At 72.4% G+C, this 15,538-nt stretch carries 20 protein-coding genes; 9 read left to right on the top strand and 11 right to left on the bottom strand.

Annotation, left to right across the window (positions count from 1 at the left end; genetic code table 11):
- Positions 1 to 8 precede the first annotated feature (8 nt).
- A complete protein-coding gene (locus DEJ21_RS10420) occupies positions 9 to 560 on the bottom strand; it encodes a cyclophilin-like fold protein (protein WP_111224531.1) in 552 nt (183 codons plus the stop codon).
- A gap of 125 nt (positions 561 to 685) precedes the next feature.
- On the opposite strand from DEJ21_RS10420, the gene DEJ21_RS18590 reads away from it, so the two are divergent.
- The 3 genes from DEJ21_RS18590 to DEJ21_RS10410 all read left to right on the top strand — a co-directional run bounded on the left by DEJ21_RS18590 (position 686) and on the right by DEJ21_RS10410 (position 2,532).
- Positions 686 to 1,294, top strand: a complete 609-nt coding sequence (locus tag DEJ21_RS18590; RefSeq protein WP_258375001.1) for an MFS transporter — start codon at positions 686 to 688, stop codon at positions 1,292 to 1,294.
- Between the two features lie 24 nt (positions 1,295 to 1,318).
- Complete coding sequence (locus DEJ21_RS18585; protein WP_258375000.1) at positions 1,319 to 1,885, top strand: MFS transporter; 567 nt, start codon at positions 1,319 to 1,321, stop codon at positions 1,883 to 1,885.
- A 71-nt stretch (positions 1,886 to 1,956) separates the two neighbouring features.
- Entirely contained in the window at positions 1,957 to 2,532 is a 576-nt protein-coding gene (locus tag DEJ21_RS10410) for a GrpB family protein (RefSeq protein WP_111224530.1), read from the top strand.
- 25 nt (positions 2,533 to 2,557) lie between these two features.
- On the opposite strand, the gene DEJ21_RS10405 is transcribed toward DEJ21_RS10410, so the two are convergent.
- From DEJ21_RS10405 to chrA, 3 genes are all read right to left on the bottom strand, one after another.
- Positions 2,558 to 3,499, bottom strand: a complete 942-nt coding sequence (locus DEJ21_RS10405) for a nuclear transport factor 2 family protein (protein ID WP_111224529.1) — start codon at positions 3,497 to 3,499, stop codon at positions 2,558 to 2,560.
- 229 nt (positions 3,500 to 3,728) lie between these two features.
- Positions 3,729 to 4,124 carry an arsenate reductase ArsC gene (locus DEJ21_RS10400; RefSeq protein WP_111224528.1) on the bottom strand — a complete coding sequence of 132 codons (396 nt, stop codon included), beginning with the start codon at positions 4,122 to 4,124 and terminating at the stop codon, positions 3,729 to 3,731.
- Between the two features lie 14 nt (positions 4,125 to 4,138).
- Complete coding sequence (gene chrA, locus DEJ21_RS10395) at positions 4,139 to 5,359, bottom strand: chromate efflux transporter (RefSeq protein WP_111224527.1); 1,221 nt, start codon at positions 5,357 to 5,359, stop codon at positions 4,139 to 4,141.
- Positions 5,360 to 5,404: 45 nt separating this feature from the next.
- On the opposite strand from chrA, the gene DEJ21_RS10390 reads away from it, so the two are divergent.
- Positions 5,405 to 6,073, top strand: a complete 669-nt coding sequence (locus tag DEJ21_RS10390; RefSeq protein ID WP_111224526.1) for a MarR family transcriptional regulator — start codon at positions 5,405 to 5,407, stop codon at positions 6,071 to 6,073.
- A 165-nt stretch (positions 6,074 to 6,238) separates the two neighbouring features.
- Here DEJ21_RS10390 and DEJ21_RS10385 read toward each other — a convergent pair whose 3' ends face one another.
- Positions 6,239 to 7,396 (bottom strand): glycosyltransferase family 4 protein, encoded by a 1,158-nt coding sequence (locus DEJ21_RS10385; protein WP_146247741.1) that lies wholly within the window; start codon positions 7,394 to 7,396, stop codon positions 6,239 to 6,241.
- A gap of 502 nt (positions 7,397 to 7,898) precedes the next feature.
- Here DEJ21_RS10385 and DEJ21_RS10380 point away from each other — a divergent pair.
- Entirely contained in the window at positions 7,899 to 8,240 is a 342-nt protein-coding gene (locus DEJ21_RS10380) for a DUF4333 domain-containing protein (protein WP_111093250.1), read from the top strand.
- Positions 8,241 to 8,265: 25 nt separating this feature from the next.
- On the opposite strand, the gene DEJ21_RS10375 is transcribed toward DEJ21_RS10380, so the two are convergent.
- A complete protein-coding gene (locus DEJ21_RS10375) occupies positions 8,266 to 8,763 on the bottom strand; it encodes a hypothetical protein (protein ID WP_111224524.1) in 498 nt (165 codons plus the stop codon).
- A gap of 154 nt (positions 8,764 to 8,917) precedes the next feature.
- Entirely contained in the window at positions 8,918 to 9,751 is an 834-nt protein-coding gene (locus tag DEJ21_RS10370) for an SDR family oxidoreductase (protein WP_111224523.1), read from the bottom strand.
- Between the two features lie 189 nt (positions 9,752 to 9,940).
- Between DEJ21_RS10370 and DEJ21_RS10365 the strand changes: the two genes are divergently transcribed.
- Positions 9,941 to 10,255 (top strand): hypothetical protein, encoded by a 315-nt coding sequence (locus DEJ21_RS10365; protein ID WP_146247740.1) that lies wholly within the window; start codon positions 9,941 to 9,943, stop codon positions 10,253 to 10,255.
- Positions 10,256 to 10,289: 34 nt separating this feature from the next.
- Here the strand turns inward: DEJ21_RS10365 and DEJ21_RS10360 are convergent, their stop codons facing one another.
- On the bottom strand, positions 10,290 to 10,619 hold the full coding sequence (locus DEJ21_RS10360) for a hypothetical protein (RefSeq protein WP_111224521.1): 330 nt from the start codon (positions 10,617 to 10,619) through the stop codon (positions 10,290 to 10,292).
- A 106-nt stretch (positions 10,620 to 10,725) separates the two neighbouring features.
- Between DEJ21_RS10360 and DEJ21_RS10355 the strand changes: the two genes are divergently transcribed.
- The 3 genes from DEJ21_RS10355 (at position 10,726) to DEJ21_RS10345 (ending at position 13,061) form a co-directional block, all read left to right on the top strand.
- Positions 10,726 to 11,682, top strand: a complete 957-nt coding sequence (locus DEJ21_RS10355) for an AraC family transcriptional regulator (RefSeq protein ID WP_146247739.1) — start codon at positions 10,726 to 10,728, stop codon at positions 11,680 to 11,682.
- A gap of 120 nt (positions 11,683 to 11,802) precedes the next feature.
- On the top strand, positions 11,803 to 12,402 hold the full coding sequence (locus DEJ21_RS10350) for a DapH/DapD/GlmU-related protein (RefSeq protein ID WP_111224519.1): 600 nt from the start codon (positions 11,803 to 11,805) through the stop codon (positions 12,400 to 12,402).
- A 242-nt stretch (positions 12,403 to 12,644) separates the two neighbouring features.
- A complete protein-coding gene (locus DEJ21_RS10345) occupies positions 12,645 to 13,061 on the top strand; it encodes a VOC family protein (RefSeq protein WP_111224518.1) in 417 nt (138 codons plus the stop codon).
- Here the strand turns inward: DEJ21_RS10345 and DEJ21_RS10340 are convergent.
- The 3 genes from DEJ21_RS10340 to DEJ21_RS10330 form a co-directional block, all read right to left on the bottom strand.
- Positions 13,042 to 13,989 (bottom strand): isoprenylcysteine carboxylmethyltransferase family protein, encoded by a 948-nt coding sequence (locus DEJ21_RS10340; RefSeq protein WP_111224517.1) that lies wholly within the window; start codon positions 13,987 to 13,989, stop codon positions 13,042 to 13,044. The genes DEJ21_RS10345 and DEJ21_RS10340 overlap by 20 nt on opposite strands.
- A 64-nt stretch (positions 13,990 to 14,053) precedes the next feature.
- Positions 14,054 to 14,200 (bottom strand): hypothetical protein, encoded by a 147-nt coding sequence (locus DEJ21_RS18240; protein ID WP_181420139.1) that lies wholly within the window; start codon positions 14,198 to 14,200, stop codon positions 14,054 to 14,056.
- Between the two features lie 80 nt (positions 14,201 to 14,280).
- Positions 14,281 to 15,501 carry an alcohol dehydrogenase catalytic domain-containing protein gene (locus DEJ21_RS10330; protein ID WP_111224515.1) on the bottom strand — a complete coding sequence of 407 codons (1,221 nt, stop codon included), beginning with the start codon at positions 15,499 to 15,501 and terminating at the stop codon, positions 14,281 to 14,283.
- Between the last annotated feature and the right edge of the window lie 37 nt (positions 15,502 to 15,538).

Here is a 15,538-nt window from a genome sequence, read left to right as displayed (position 1 = left end):
GACGCCCGTCAGCCGCGCAATCGGATGGTGGCGGCGCCGGACGGCAGGTCGCGCACCGCTCCGAAGTCGTCGACGGTGCCGATCGGCACGATCCCCGAGAAGCTGCCGACGTCCGTGTAGTACAGGACGATCGACTGGTCCGGCACGTAATACGCGATGGTGCCCGCCGGCGCATCGCTCGTACTCGGGGCGCCGGTGGTGTCGAGCGGCGCGGGGAGCCGGGCGATCTGCTCCTGCCCGCCGTAGTCGGCGAAGGTCAGCGTCGCCGGCAGCCGGGCGGCCAGCGCGCGCGCCGTCGCACTGTCGGTCAACCGGCCGGTCAGGGTCTCGCCGTCGAGCTCGATGGTGATGTGCACGGGGTCGGCCTCCGTCGGGGTGGTGATCGTGGGAGCTGCAGTCGCTGCCGCCGACGCCGGCGCCGACGCCGGCGGCTCCGCGCGGTCGACGCCGCTGCACCCGGCGAGCGCCCCCACCACCAGCGCGACGACCGGAGCCAGCGCGAGCGGGCCCAGTGCGAGGTGCGGACCCGCGGGGGGACGGCGTCTGGTGCGGACGTGCATCGGGGCTCCCTTCGTTCGTGGACACCACCATCGAAGCCCCACCACCACCCGCCCAGTGAGGCTCCGGCGAAACGGGGTCCAGCCGAACCTCCCTGTCCGCCGGACCAAGCCCCTACCGTCGGTCCGTGACCACGACGACCTCCGACCTCCCCACGAGCGACCGGGCGACCGACGGCCGACTGCCCTGGTTCCCGCTCGCCCTGCTCGCCGCGATCGGGTTCCTCCTGGTCGCCATGGAGACGATGCCGGCCGGGCTGCTGCCGGCGATCGCCGACGGGATGGGCACGAGCGAGGGCACGGTCGGTCTGTTCGTCAGCGCGTACGCGATGGGGACGGTCATCGCCACGGTCCCGGCGATCGCCCTGACCCGCAGGTTCCGCCGCAAGCCGCTCATCGTCGCCGCCATCGCCGTGCTCCTCGTCGCGAACACCCTGACCGCGTTCGCGCCGAACGTCGCGGTCGCGCTGGTCACCCGGTTCGTCGCCGGCGCGATGTCGGGGACGATCTGGGGCATGTTCGCCACCTACGCCCGGCGGATCAGCCCGGCCCGCTTCGCCGGGGTGTCGCTCGCGATCGTGTCGACGGGCGCGCCGGTGGGGTTCGCGCTGGGCACCCCGCTCGGGTCCTTCATCGGCAACGCCCTGGGCTGGCGGTCGTCGTTCATCGGGCTGAGCCTGGTCGGCGTGGTGGTCCTGGCGCTGATCGCGCTGTTCGTGCCGGATGCCCCGGGGTAGACGAGCGGCGCGAAGCTGTCCGTCGTGCGGGTGTTCCGGATCCGCGGCATCGCGGTCATCCTCGCCGTGATCGCGACGTGGATGGTGGCGCACAACACGATCTACACGTACATCTCGCCGTACCTGCGGGCGACCGGCACCGACCTGAGCGCCGGGCTGGTGCTGCTCGTCTACGGGATCGCCGCGATCCTCGGCGTCGTCGTGACCGGCGCGCTGCTCGACCGGCACCCCCGACCCCTGCTGCACGGCAGCGTCGGCCTGTTCGTCCTGGCGGGCGTGGTGCTGCTCGTCGGGCACACGTCGCCGGTCGCGGTCCTGGTGGCCGCGGGCCTGTGGGGCATCGGCTTCGGAGGGTCCTCCACGCAGCTGCAGGCCGCCCTGACGACCGCCGGCGGCGAGGACGCCGACGTCGCGAGCGCGTTCCTGCCGGTCGCGTTCAACATCGCGATCTTCGCGGCCGGCCTGTTCGGTGCCGCCCTGCTGACGGCCTTCGACGGGCTGGTGCTCGCCGTGGTGATGATCGTGTTCGGGGCGGTCGCGGCGCTCCTCACCGTCATCGGCCGCGGATCGGCGTTCCCCGCGAAGCTCTGACGCGATCGACGACGGCGACCGCGACGGCGACCGCGACCGCGACCACGACCACGGACTGCGATCATGTCCGGGTGCACCACGACGACGACCACAGCCGCCCGGACGTCACGACCGTCGAGATCATCGGCGGCCCGGAACCGGTCACCGTGACCCTGCACCCCGCCGACACCGCGTGGGCTGCGGTCTTCGCCGACCACCGGCGACGCATCCTGGAGGCCCTCCCCGGCTCCGGCGCGGACGCCCCGGTCGTCGAGCACATCGGCTCCACGGCCGTCCCCGGCCTGGCAGCGAAACCCATCGTCGACATCGTGGTCGTCGTCGCCGACGTCACCGCCGAGGCCACGTACCTCGACCAGCTCCTCGCCGCCGGGTACGAGCTGCGCGTCCGCGAGCCGGGCCACCGCCTGGTCCGGACGCCGGCCCGCGACGTCCACGTGCACGTCTACGAGCGGGGTGCGACGGCGGTCGACGAGTACCTGCTCCTCCGTGACCACCTGCGCGCCGACGCCGACGACCGGGCGCTGTACGAACGGACGAAGCGGGAGCTGCTCGACCGGAGCTGGGACGACATGAACGCCTACGCCGAGGCGAAGACGGCCGTCATCACCGCGATCAAGGAGCGGGCGCGACGGAGCCGCGCGTCCTGAGACGCGCGGCTCCGTCGGCCGAGCCTCAGCTCGTCGGGACGACGTCCCAGTGCTCGCGGATCAGGTTGTCGTCGACCCGGAACAGGTCGGCCGCGCCGAACGGGGCGTCGGCCTTCGCTCCGACCGGCTTCGAGAACGTCCACACCAGGTCGCCGTCGGCGAGCGAGATGACGGACTCCTGCTTCGGCAGGCTCTGTGCGGCGCTGCCGGCGAAGAACTGCTTGAGCGCGGCCGTGCCGTTCGCGGCGACCGAGTTGTGCTGCAGGTACGCCGGGTCGAACTTCTCGTCGAGGACGGACACGTCGTGGTCGCGGAACAGCCGGTCGTACGCGGTCACGGCGAGCACCCGGTTGTGCTCCTCCTGCCGCTCGGTCAGGTGACGGTCACGCTTCTCGGCCGGGTACAGGTCGCTGAACATGCTGTTCGTGTTGCCGCTGGCCGGGGTCCCCGTCGGCACCGTCTGGCGGAGTGCCCACCACTCGCTGATGCGCCCGTCGCGCATGCGGAACAGGTCGACGGCGGCGTCACCGGTGCGTTCGTCCTTCGGCTTCGCGGTGATCTGCCAGTGCACGGCCACCAGGTCCGCGTCACCGGCGATGTGCTTGATCACGGCGTGGGCGCCGGGCACCCGGGAGCGGTCGGCGGTGAACTCAGCGAGCAACGCGGACGGACCCGAGGCGCTCGTCGCACCGTGCGCGACGGCACCGGTCGCGACGGCGGACCGTGCAGCCGCACGGGCCTTCGCGGACGCCGGGGACCGGAACGCGCACCGGAACAGGTGCCGGACGGTGGCCTCGTTGCGCTGCTCGGCGCGACGGTCGAGCCGTGAGACCGCCGTGCCACCCGAGGTCGTCCGCGCCGCACGGTCCACCGTGTGGTGCGCGGAGGCGGAGGTGGAGGTGTGGAGGGGTGCCGCCACGGCCGGACCGGCCACGAGCGACACGGCGATGGCGACCGGAGCTGCCACCGCACACGCCTTGGCGATGATGGGGAGAAGTGATGTCGTCTGCACGGCAGAACGATGGAACCGGACCCTGGAAGCCCACGGGCGCCCTGGAGCCGCCACGCGCCGCGACCGTGACCGGCTTCTCAGTCGCGGTGCGCGCCTCCAGGGTGGCCTGTGCGCACGCTGCCAGGGTGACCCGTTCCCGCTGGTGATCGACGGGCCGGACCTGTGGGACGGCTCACGTCGCCGCTCAGGCGATCGCAAGCCCGGCGAGCAGGTCCTGCACCCGCGCGCGCACGTCCTCGCGGATCGGCCGGACGGCGTCCAGGTCGAGCCCGGCGGGGTCGGTGAGCTCCCAGTCCTCGTAGCGCTTGCCCGGGAACACCGGGCAGGCGTCCCCGCACCCCATCGTGATGACGACGTCCGCGGCGCGGACGGCGTCGGTGCTGAGCAGCGCGGGCTGCTCGTTCCGGATGTCGATGCCCTCCTCGAGCATCGCCGCGACGACCACGGGGTTGAGCTGGTCGGCCGGTTCGGAGCCGGCGCTCCGGACGTCGACGCGGCCACCCGCCAGTTGCTGCAGGAAGCCGGCGGCCATCTGGGAACGGCCGGCGTTGTGGACGCAGACGAACAGGACGGTGGGCATGCGGAGTGCTCCGATCAGAGGACGACGGCGCCGAGCAGGCCGGCTCCGATGACGACGGCCCACGGGGGAGCGGACCAGCGGGTGAGGGCGGTGAAGGCGGCCACGGCCAGCGCCAGTGCGGGTGCCGAGCGGACCCCCTCGGTGATGACCGGGTCCCAGAGCGCCGCGGCGAGGAGCCCGACGACCCCCGCGTTCACGCCGGCCAGCACGCGCCGGGCCCACGGCAGGGCACGGAGCACGTGCCAGAACGGCAGCGCGCCGATGACCAGGAGTGCCGCCGGCAGGAAGATCGCGACGAGTGCCACCGCCGCGCCGAGGAGCCCGCTCGGACTGCCGTCGGCGACGGCGCCGAGGTAGGCGGCGAAGGTGAAGAGCGGCCCGGGCACGGCCTGTGCGGCGCCGTACCCGGCCAGGAAGTCCGCGTGGCCCACCAGGTGCGTGGCCACGGTCTGTGACTCGAGCAGTGGCAGGACGACGTGGCCGCCGCCGAAGACGAGCGAGCCCGCCTGCGCGAAGACCCCGAACAGGCGAACGGCCCCGGTGCCGCTCGCGGCGACGGGTGCCGCGACGAGCAGGGCGGCGAACGCGACGAGCGCCGACACGGCGACCCAGCGGGGGAGGCGCACGGCGATCTGGGAGCCGGCGTCCTCGGTGTCTCCGACGTCCTCGACCGGGCCGACCACCCGACCGAGCCACAGCACGCCGACCACACCGCACGCCGCGATGACCGCGACCTGCGCCGCCGGGCCGGGGACGAGCAGCACCACGATCGTGGCGGCGGCCGCGATGGTCGCCCGACGGCGGTCCGGTGTGAGCGAGCGTGCCATGCCGAGCACCGCCTGCGCCACCACCGCGGCTGCGGCGGCCTGCAGCCCGAGCAGCCATCCGGCGCCGGCCAGGTCGGGCGTTCCGGACACGAGCAGGGCGAACGCGACGAGCAGCACCGCGGACGGCAGGGTGAACCCGCACCACGCGGCGAGGAGTCCGAGCAGTCCGGCGCGCTGCAGCCCGAGCGCCATCCCGACCTGGCTCGACGCCGGTCCGGGCAGGAACTGGCACAGCGCGACGAGGTCGGCGTAGGCGTCGTCCCGCAGCCAACGGCGACGCACCACGAAGGCTTCACGGAAGTACCCGAGGTGTGCAACCGGCCCGCCGAACGAGGTCAGCCCGAGCCGCAGGAACACCAGGAACACCGATGCCGCGGACGACCGCAGTGGCTCGGGGCTCGTCGTCACCCGCTCATCTTGACGACAGCAGATGGTTCAGTCAACATTGAATCGATGAACACCAGGCGGCAGGACCTCGAGCGGCGTGCGGCGCAGCACGCGGCCCTCGGCGACGTCGCCCGCCTGACGATCGTGGACCTGCTCGCCGCGTCCGACGCCAGCCCGAGCGAGGTGCGGGTCGCCCTCGGGATCTCCGGGCCGCTCCTGGCGCACCACCTGCGCGTCCTCGAGCAGGCCGGTCTGGTCACGCGACGCCGCTCCGACGGCGACGGGCGCCGCAGCTACCTGCACCTCGAACCGAGCGGTGTCCCGCACGGTTCGGCGGCGGTGCCGGGACCGGTGTCCCGCGTGCTGTTCGTCTGCACCGGCAACTCCGCGCGCTCCCCGCTGGCCGCGGGCGTCTGGGCGCAGGTCAGCGAGATCGGCTCGCTGTCCGGCGGCACGCGTCCCGCGGCCGCCATCGCCCCCGGGGCGGTCGCCGTCGGGCAACGCCACGGCCTGGACCTCGGCCGCCACGTCCCGCGAGCCTTCCGCGACCTCGTCGCCGACGGCGACCTGGTCGTCACGGTCTGCGACCGCGCGCACGAGTCGATCGACGACGGCGACAGCCTGCACTGGTCGCTGCCGAACCCCTCGCGCGTCGGCACGCCGGACGCGTACGAGGCCACCTACGCGGACCTCCGGTCCCGCGCCACCGCGCTCGCTGCGCGCCTCGCCGCCTGACGCGGCCCCACGAACGGAACGCCCCGATGAGATCCCCCCTCCTCATCGGGGCGTTCTCCTTGCTCGACCGCCTGCGGACTGGAGGCCCGGGGCGGGCCCGCACCGTGCCTCCCGTCCGTCCCGTGGTGCGCCCAGGGCGGCGCGCGCTCGCGGGGGCGCCGTCACTCAGGGCCGGCAGCTGCCGGCGACCAGCCGGAGGACCTGATCGGTGTGCCGCTCCGCCGTCGCGAGCCGCGCGTGCTCGATCGCGGCGGCGGTGTGCGGCCGCAGCAGCGTCCGGTCCGAGGCGAGTTCAATGATCGTCGTGGCGAGCCCGAACGCGGTCTCGTCGTCGGTCAGGACGGCGGCGGAGCCGAAGTCGCTCGCCAGGCGGATGTCGGACACGATGACCGGACGGTGGTCCCGGAACGCCTCGAGCGCGGTCATCGGCTGGCCGTCGTGCTCGAGCGAGCAGACCACCGCCGCGTGCCCGCACAGCAGGAGGTCGTGGACGGCCTGCGACGACAGGCGGCCGTGGACACGGACCGACACCGGCGTGCGGGTCGGGGGGACGGTCCCGCCGGCGACGTCGACCCGCACGGCGTGTGCCCCGAGTCGGATCTCCACCAGCCGGATCGCGTTGAGGAGGACGTCGAGGCGCTTGTCCGGGGTGAACCGCGATGCCCAGACGAGCCGGAGCGGGCCGAGTTCCGGCGCCGGCGGCGGTTCGACCGGCCGGCGGCCGAGTGCGTTGGGCACGACGTGGACCGGGCCGACGCCGGCCTCGCGGAGGACACGGGCCTGCCGGGTCGTCGGGGTGACGACGACGTCGGCCGCCCCGGAGACGGCCACGGCCATGTTGCGGCGCGCGTCGTCCATGGGGTGCCCCGTGAAGCGGTGCCGCGTGGGCCGGATCCCGGTCACCACACGGTGCGCGTGCCGTGCGAGGGGCGCCATCGCCGCCGCGGTCCGGCCCCGGACCGGCGCCGAGCCGTGCACGGTGTGGATCGTCGGCAGCTCGAGAGATCGCGCCGTGGTCAGCGCCGCCGCGGCGAGGCCGAAGTCCGAGTGGGTGACGACGAGGTCGATCCGTTCCTCGAGCATCAGGGTGCCGAGGCACCGGCGGACACGGACCGAGTTGCGGACCACCGGCAGGTCGCTCTCCGGGGCGCTGACCGACGGCTCGACCTCGAACAGGCGGACGCCGTGCTTCCGCAGCTCCGCGGTCTCGCTCGAGCGCGGAGTCGCCACCCAGACGACGTGACCGGTCTCGGCGAAGGCCTTCGCCTGCTCGACCAGCGCGGCGCGTTCACCCCGCATCGCCGACAGGGGGAAGTCGCTCACGAGCAGGACCGTCGCCTTCGCCGCCACCACGTCAGCGGCCGGTCTCGAGCACGGTGGTCTGGCGGGGGCTGCGCATGCGGTCTCTCACGGTTCGGGAGCGGAACGGGGTGCTGGGAACCGTAGGCGTTCAGAAGACGATCGTCTAGTGAACTGCGACGCTGCTGAACGGGCCTTCACGACTCCCCGGGCCGACGCACAGCCGGGCGCGCGGCGGGCGGTCGGGCACTGTCCGGTTCCTGCGGAACATGGACACGTCTGAGCCGTGGTCGACGTACAGTCTCCGGAAGCTACCCCGCCGGACCCTACCGGCGGGTGCCCGACCCCCGTTCCCGGGCTGGCCTCGTCATGACCACCGCGTCGAACCCGACGGCGTCGTAGCGCGAGGACGTCTGCTCCTGACCCGAACTCGTGGCAGACGTCCTCGCACCTTCCCGCTATCGTCGAGGAACCGCCGGTCCCCGATCTCGGGGCGAGCAGCGGCCAGGGGACCACGGGGGACACCATGCAGCACCAGCGCGCCATCACCGCACTCGCGACGCTCACCGCGACGATCGCCCTGGCGGTGACGCTCAGCGGGTGCACCGTGTCGACGTCGTCGTCTCGGACCGTCACACCGGACGCCTTCGAACGCGTCGTCGTCGACGCGTTGGCCGACGTCTCGGACGCGACTCCCGAGGTCGACTGCGGTGCGGACGACATCGCGATCGAGGACGGCGCCGAGGTGCACTGCGACGTGAACACGGCGGGCTACGACGTGGTCTACGACTCGGTGTCCACGATCAGCACCGACGGCGGCGACGACTACCACGTGGACGTGGAAGTGGCCGACCAGCCCAAGGACTGATCGGCCACTGCGCGGAGTCCGACGACTAGCGGTCGGACGCCTCGACGACGCAGCTCTCGACCTGCTCGGCGGCCTTCGAGTCGTCGGCGAACGGCGACGGCGCGTCCGAGGTGGTGGTCGTCTCGTCGGCGACCGCCTGCTTGGCGACGTCGTTCACGGCGTACAGCGGACCGTCGAAGTCGTCGGCCGTGGGGTCGGCGGTGGTCGCCCAGATGGTGACCTCGTCGTCGTTCGAGTCGTTGCTGTCCGCGGGGACGATCGCGGCACCGAGGTACCAGCCGCCGTCCCCCTTCTGGATGTTCGCGAACTCGGTGGTGTCGTGCGACCCGACCGCCTTGTCGATCATGTCGACGGCGGCGCTGGCGGCCACGTCGCACTGGGCCGACTGGGACTTCTCCTCGGAGCCGGGGACCTTGCCGACGGGGTTGATGTTCTGCGCTCCGCCGGGGTCGCAGGCGGTGAGCAGGAGGGCTACGGTGGCGGCGCCGAACAGCGCCGTGACGGTCTTCGCTCGCGTGGACATGGCCCTGAACGTAGGCCGGCCCCGGTGGGCGGCGGTTCAGCCAGGAGCGTCCCCCGACGACGGACGGGAGGCCCGGCGCACGTCGTGCCCCGGGCCTCCCGTCCGTCACCTGGTCACCTGCCGGACCGGCGTCCCGTTGCCGAGCGCCGTCCCGTCACAGGATCGGGGTGCCGCCGGTGACGGCGACCCGCGCGCCGGAGACGTAGCTGCCGTCGTCACTGGCGAGCAGCACGTAGACGGGTGCGAGCTCGGCCGGCTGGCCGGGACGGCCGAGCGGCGACTGCTTGCCGAACTGCTCGACCTGCTCAGGCGGCATCGTCGACGGGATCAGCGGGGTCCAGATCGGACCGGGTGCGACGCTGTTCACGCGGATGCCGCGTTCCCCGAGCAGCTGCGCGAGCGCGGCGGACAGGTTCGCGACGCCCGCCTTGGTGACGTCGTAGGGCGCCAGGTTCGGCTTCGGGTTGTCGGAGTTCACCGAGCTCGAGCCGATGATCGACGACCCCGGGCCGAGGTGCGGTAGGGCCGCCTTGACGAGGTGGAAGTAGGCGCTGAGGTTCGTCGCGAGGGTGTGGTCCCACTCCTCGTCGCTGATCTCCTCGATCGTCTCGTGGGTCATCTGGTAGGCGGCGTTGTTCACGAGGACGTCGAGCCCGCCGAGCTCCGAGACCGCCTGGTCGATGACCGATCGGCAGTACGCGGGACCGCTCACGTCGCCCGGGAACAGCACGGCCTTCCGACCGGCCTGTTCGATCCAGCGCTTCGTGTCCTGCGCGTCGTCCTCTTCTTCCGGCAGGTAGCTGATCAGGACGTCAGCGCCCTCGCGCGCGAACGCGATCGCGACGGCCTTCCCGATGCCGCTGTCCCCGCCGGTGATGACTGCACGCTTGCCGGTGAGCTTGCCGGAGCCGCGGTACGACTCCTCGCCGTGGTCGGCCTTCGGCGTGAGTTCCTGGTCGCTCCCCGGGGGCTGCTGCTGCTCGGTCATGTCTCTCCCTGTGGTCGGTTTCCCTGGACGTCCCCGATCGTCTGCGACCCCCACTGAGCGCCTGTCCAGGGTCACGGCGTACCCCGTTGGGTGCTCGAAGATGTGTACCCGGCACGACGGCGGCCTACCGTGGCACCGGATCAGGGAACCGTCACCGCGACGGAAGCTCCTCTTCACCAGGGAGCAACGTTGAAGTACGTGAACTACGCGGGCACGGTCCGTGTCCTGACGAGCGACACGATCGCCGATGCGGTGATCCGGTACGCCGCAGCACTGCACCAGAGTCGGCTGAGCGACGTCGTGTCCATCCCGACGGCGGACGACTTCGGGGTGGCGAGCACCGTCGAGGTGCTCCTGGCCCCGGCGATCCCGGTCGCCCTCGAGCCGGCTCCGGACGACGACCTCGAACCCGAGGGCGAGGCGTTCCTGCTCGAGATCGGTCGGCGCACCGAGGCCGTGCTCGCCGTCGACACCAACGCGTCGCCGCCGGACTTCGGGCGCTGAGCGGACGCCCCGCTGGCGCTCCGCAGGGGCGCCCCTACGCCACCGGCCCCTCGGTCAGGTCCGTCCGGGTGTCCGCGTGGATCACCTCGTCGTGCTCGAACGTCATTGCGGCGGCCCGCAGCCGTGCAACGAACACCGTGTCCTCGCGCTCGAGTTCGTCCTCCTCGGCGTCCTCGACCACGAGCTGACTCGACGGACCGATGAGGACCTTGGTGGTCGTCATGGTGCCGTCCGTCGCCACCGAGGGGATCGCGACGGTGTCCGCCCGGTTGCCACCGGCCAGGGCCGCGGCGTACTCGATCACGGCATCGGCCACGTCGTCGCTCGTCAAGATCGTGGAACGGTCGTACTGGATCTGCTTCATGTCCGGGCCTCCATCTGCACAGCCAACAGCGCCGTTGCTGGTCGCCGTACAGGAACACGGCGCGCCGCTCGTTGCGCGGACGCCGACTTGTCGTCAGGATCATCACGTGCCCGAGACGATGCACCGCATGCTGCGGGAGATCCAGACCGCCGAGCCGTCGGTCGCGGCCGAGGCGATGGCTCGGACGCACATCACCCACGGGCTGTCGGTCGAACCGACGGACGCCGAGTTCGTGTTCGAGGAGCGCGTCCGCGGCACGGCACTGCTGTCCCTCGAGTCGACCCGCTGCACCGGGGTCCTGAGCGGCGCGATCGAGCCCGGCGACGCGATGATGATCTTCTGGATGAAGTCCGGGGTCGCCCAGCTCGACGAGAACACCGTGAAGATCGGCCGTCCGACGCTCTTCCGCCAGGGCCCCCAGCGCTTCCGCTGGATCGCCTGCAACAAGGACGTCCTGCGGATCGACCGCTCGATCGTCGAACAGGTCGCGGCGGAGCGCGGCGACTGGGCCCCGGGGCCCATCGAGTTCCGTCCGCGGCACGTCCCCGAGGGCGCCCCGCTCGCTGCCTGGTGGCTCATGGTGCGGTCCATCGCACAAGAAGTCCTGGCCGGACCGGACGCCGTTCCGGTCGAACGCGAGCGGGAGCTCGCCCGGTTCGCCGCCGGCGGTCTGCTCACCGCGATCCCGCACTGGCCGGTCGGGCAGCACGAGCCGGTCATGGCCTCCACCGCCCGCTTCGCCCGTGCCGAGACCTTCCTGCTCGAACACGCGACCGAGCAGATCACCGTCGACGACGTCGCCGAGGCCGCCGGCCTGAGCGTGCGCGGCGTGCAGGCCGCGTTCCAGCGACACCACGGCATCACCCCGACCATGTACCTCCGCCGCATCCGGCTGCTGCTCGCCCGCGAACAGCTCGAGTCGGGCGACGGGCGGAGCATCGCCGAGATCGCCCGGGCCACCGGGTTCGCACACCTCGGCCGGTTCGCGGGGAGCTACCGCGAGGAGTTCGGCGAGCTGCCCCGGCAGACGGCGTCCACCGCGCGCGACGGTGCCCGCGCCTAGGCGAGCACCCGCGCGGCCCCGCAAGAATCCCGCAACCGCCCGTCGTCCGCGCCGACCGAGGACGGCCGTCGCCCTACGTTTGCGCTGCACGGACACGCAGCCACGACGGCTGGAGACCCCATGGCCGGCTCAGCAGCACCACCCGTCCCGCCGACGACGGATCCGTCGACGTTCGGCCGCCGGCTCGTCGAGGACGCCTCCTACGCCCGTGAGCACTTCGTCTTCACCGCACTGCTCGGATCCCCGCTGCTGCCCCGGATCGTCCGTCGGCTGCTGCTCCGCGCCGCCGGGGCACGCGCCGAGTCCGGTGTCGGCACGGGGTTCTCGCTGACGGGCGACCCGAAGCACCTCACCATCGGCCGGGGCGTCTTCTGCAACCGGAACGTGACGGTCGAGGCCGTGGCCCCCGTGAGCATCGGCGCGAACACCGCCATCGGGATGCAGGTGCTCATCATGACGAGCCACCACGAGATCGACGCCGAGGGCCGGTGGAGCGACGTCGCGACCGGCCGCCCGGTGGTCGTCGAGGAACACGTCTGGATCGGCGGCCGCGCCACGATCCTGCCGGGCGCCCACATCGAGCACGACGTCGTGGTCGCCGCCGGCGCCGTGGTCGTCGGCCGCCTGGCGGCGCACGGCGTCTACGCCGGCGTCCCTGCCAAGCGGATCCGTGAGCTCGCCCCGTCCGCGCGACCGCCGGTGGTAGACCCCGCCGCGTGACGGCCTGGAGGCCCGTGGCGGCGCCGCCACGCGCCTCCCGTCCTGCGTCGGTGCTGCTTCGAACACGCCGGTGTGTTGCTGCGACGCCGTGCCGTCGTCGAGACGCCGCCGAATGTGGAGGCGTCTCGACGACCTGGCGGCGCCGAACGAAGACGACGGCGTCTCCTTCCGCGGGGACGCGCACTCTGCCAGCATGATCACGACGTGGACGACGACGCCCGCGCAGGACGAGGGAGACCGTCATGACCGTTCGCCTCAACCCCTACCTCGGGTTCCGGAGCGGAGCCCGCGAAGCGCTCGAGTTCTACCACTCGGTCTTCGGCGGCACGCTCACCATCGGCACGTTCGGTGAAGCCGGCATGAGCCAGGACCCCGCCGACGCCGACAAGGTGATGCACGGCCAGCTCGACGGCGACCAGGGCCTGCTCCTGATGGCCTCGGACGCGCCCTCCGGCATGCCGACACCCGCGGAGAGCAGCATCTCGCTCTCGCTCAGCGGCGACGACCACGAACTGCTGACGCGGTGGTGGAACGGCCTCGCCCAGGGCGCGACGATCGTCGAACCACTCACCACCGCCCCCTGGGGCGACACCTTCGGCATGCTGACCGATGGCCACGGGGTGTCGTGGCTGGTCAACATCAGCGGCGCGACGAGCTGAGCGGCACCGAACCCACGCGTGCCGGCACCGGCCACCGCGGCACCCAGCACCGGACCTGTTCGGCGTAGCGGCGGAAATCGTCGCCGAACCGTGCCGCCAGGTCGGATTCCTCGAGTGGGCGGACTATGCAGTTCCAGACCACGGAACCGGCGACCGCGTAGACGACGACCAGCCACGACGACAGCAGCAGGCCGACGGCGACGCCCTGGGTGATGCCGGCCAGTGCCATCGGGTTCCGCACCGATCGGTACGGCCCGGCGACCACCAGGCGGTTCGCGGTGGCCGAGGGCAGCGGCGTGCCCTCGCCCTTCGTCGACATCGCCGCTGCCGACGCGATGCCGAGCGCGCAGGCCAGCAGGAGCACGACCACACCGACGACGGTGAGGGCGGTGACGAAGGGTGCCGGCAGCTGCGGGTGGAGGCCCCAGCGGTGCTCGGCGAACGCGATGAGCAGGGGGAACACCCCGAGGAACAGGCCCCAGAAGACGACGATCTGCAGCACGGTCGCGGTGACGTGCCGGGAACGCGGGGCCGCGGCGTCAGCGGTGCGGATCCGCAGCGGACCGCTCGTCACCCACTCCGTCGGGACCCGTCCGAGCAGGACGAGGGCGAGCGTGAGGGCCGAGCCGATCGTGGCGGCGAGCATGACGAGCACGCCCCAGCCGGCCTCGCCGGTCACGGTCGCCCAGACGCTCAGGGCGACGAGCACCAGGGCGGTCCACACCGTCGTGACCACGGCGGCGGCTCGGACACCGGCGGCGGCGAGCGCCGAGCCGACGACGAACAGCGGGACGTCGAACACGGCGACGAGCACCGGGTCGAGCGAGCCGAGCGTCGCCGTGCGGACCCACGGCAGCGTCGCGACGGCGATCCACCAGGCTGCTCCGCCGACGGCTTGCAGTGCGTAGTACCGCCGGCCCCAGGACATGGGTGCACGGTAGCAGTGCGCGGCGACGGGGCCGGGCCGGGGGCGCACTCGCTCCGCTGGTCGGTCAGTCGGTGTGGTTGATCTGTCCGAGCCAGCGGCCGAAGGACGGGGTGCGCTCGTCGTGCAGGCTGGGCAGGACGGGCTTCGGCAGGCAGGCGCGCTCGTCGGTGACGGTTCCGGCGCCGGTGCTCTTGTGGAGGTCGAGGCTCATGGTGGGCTCCTTCGTGGTCGGTGGAGAGTTCGACACCGGGCGGGGCTGTTCCATTCCCACCCGGTGTCGTCGCGTTCGGTTCAGGAGGTGCCGAGCTCGACCTTGATCCAGCCGGGTTCGCGTCGGTCGAACGCCTGGTAGGCACCGATCGCGTCGGTGATCGGCTCGTGCTCGGTGATCAGCGCCGTCGGGTCGAACTGTCCGGCGGCCACCATGTCGATCAGCGGCGGGGTGACGGAGTGGTGGTCGCAGTTCCCCATCCGCACGGTGAGGTTCTTGAGCATCGCCTCACCGATCGGGTAGTGCTCGGCCGTCGGTCCGTACACCCCGATGATCCCGATGCGGCCGTACTTCGCCACGCTCGCCACCGCCCAGCGAGCCACCTGCGAGGGACCGTCACCGGGCTTCCACTGCTGCTGCGCACCGAAGCCGTCGGGCGCGGCATCGGGTGCGACCGCCGCGACCTCGGCGTCGAACGCCGCCGCCTGGTCCTGGTCGACCGCCGCCGGGCCGCGCTTCGGGCGTTCGGCGTCCACGCCGACTGCGTCGATCACGCAGTCCGCGCCGATGCCGTCGGTCAGCGACATGATCGTCTCGACCGGGTCCTCGACGTTGTAGTCGACGACCTCGCAGTGCTGGGCGAGCGCGGCAGCGAGCCGGGTCTCCTCGCCGTCGACGACGATGACGCGGGCCGCCCCCTGCTTGTACGCCGAGGCCGCCGCGAACTGTCCGACGATGCCGGCGCCGAACACCACCACGACGTCACCGCGCGTGACGCCCGCGAGCTCCGCGCCGAACCAGCCCGTGGGGAAGATGTCGGACAGCAGGATCGCCTGCTCGTCGGAGACGGTGTCCGGGAGCGGGTGCATGGTGTTGCGGGCCCACGGGACGCGGACGTACTCCGCCTGCATGCCGTCGACCGGTCCGGTCGAGGCCGGGCCGCCGAAGAACGCGGTGCCCGCCTGCGGTCCGTTGCTGTTCGAGCGGTCGCACTGGGCGGTCTTGCCCATCCGGCAGTACCGGCAGGCACCGCAGGACACCGTGGAGTTGATGACGACGCGGTCGCCGGGGCTGAAGCCGCGCACCGCGTCCCCGACCTCCGTGACGACACCGACGGCCTCGTGACCGAGGATCGTGCCCTCGACCATCGGCGCCATGGTGCCGCGGACGAAGTGCAGGTCGGTGCCGCAGATCGCACTGCGGGTGATCCGGACGATCGCGTCCTCCGGGTCCTGGATCGTCGGCTGCGGGACCTCGTCGAGCCGGATGTCGCCGATGCCGTGCCACACGACTGCGCGCATGTGATGCCTCTTCCTGTTCGGGTACGGGGTTCGCAGG

This window comes from Curtobacterium sp. MCSS17_006, from assembly GCF_003234215.1.
GTDB lineage: Bacteria > Actinomycetota > Actinomycetes > Actinomycetales > Microbacteriaceae > Curtobacterium > Curtobacterium flaccumfaciens.
Note: the sequence above shows the minus strand (reverse complement) of the source record. Positions and strands in the feature narration are given on the sequence as shown.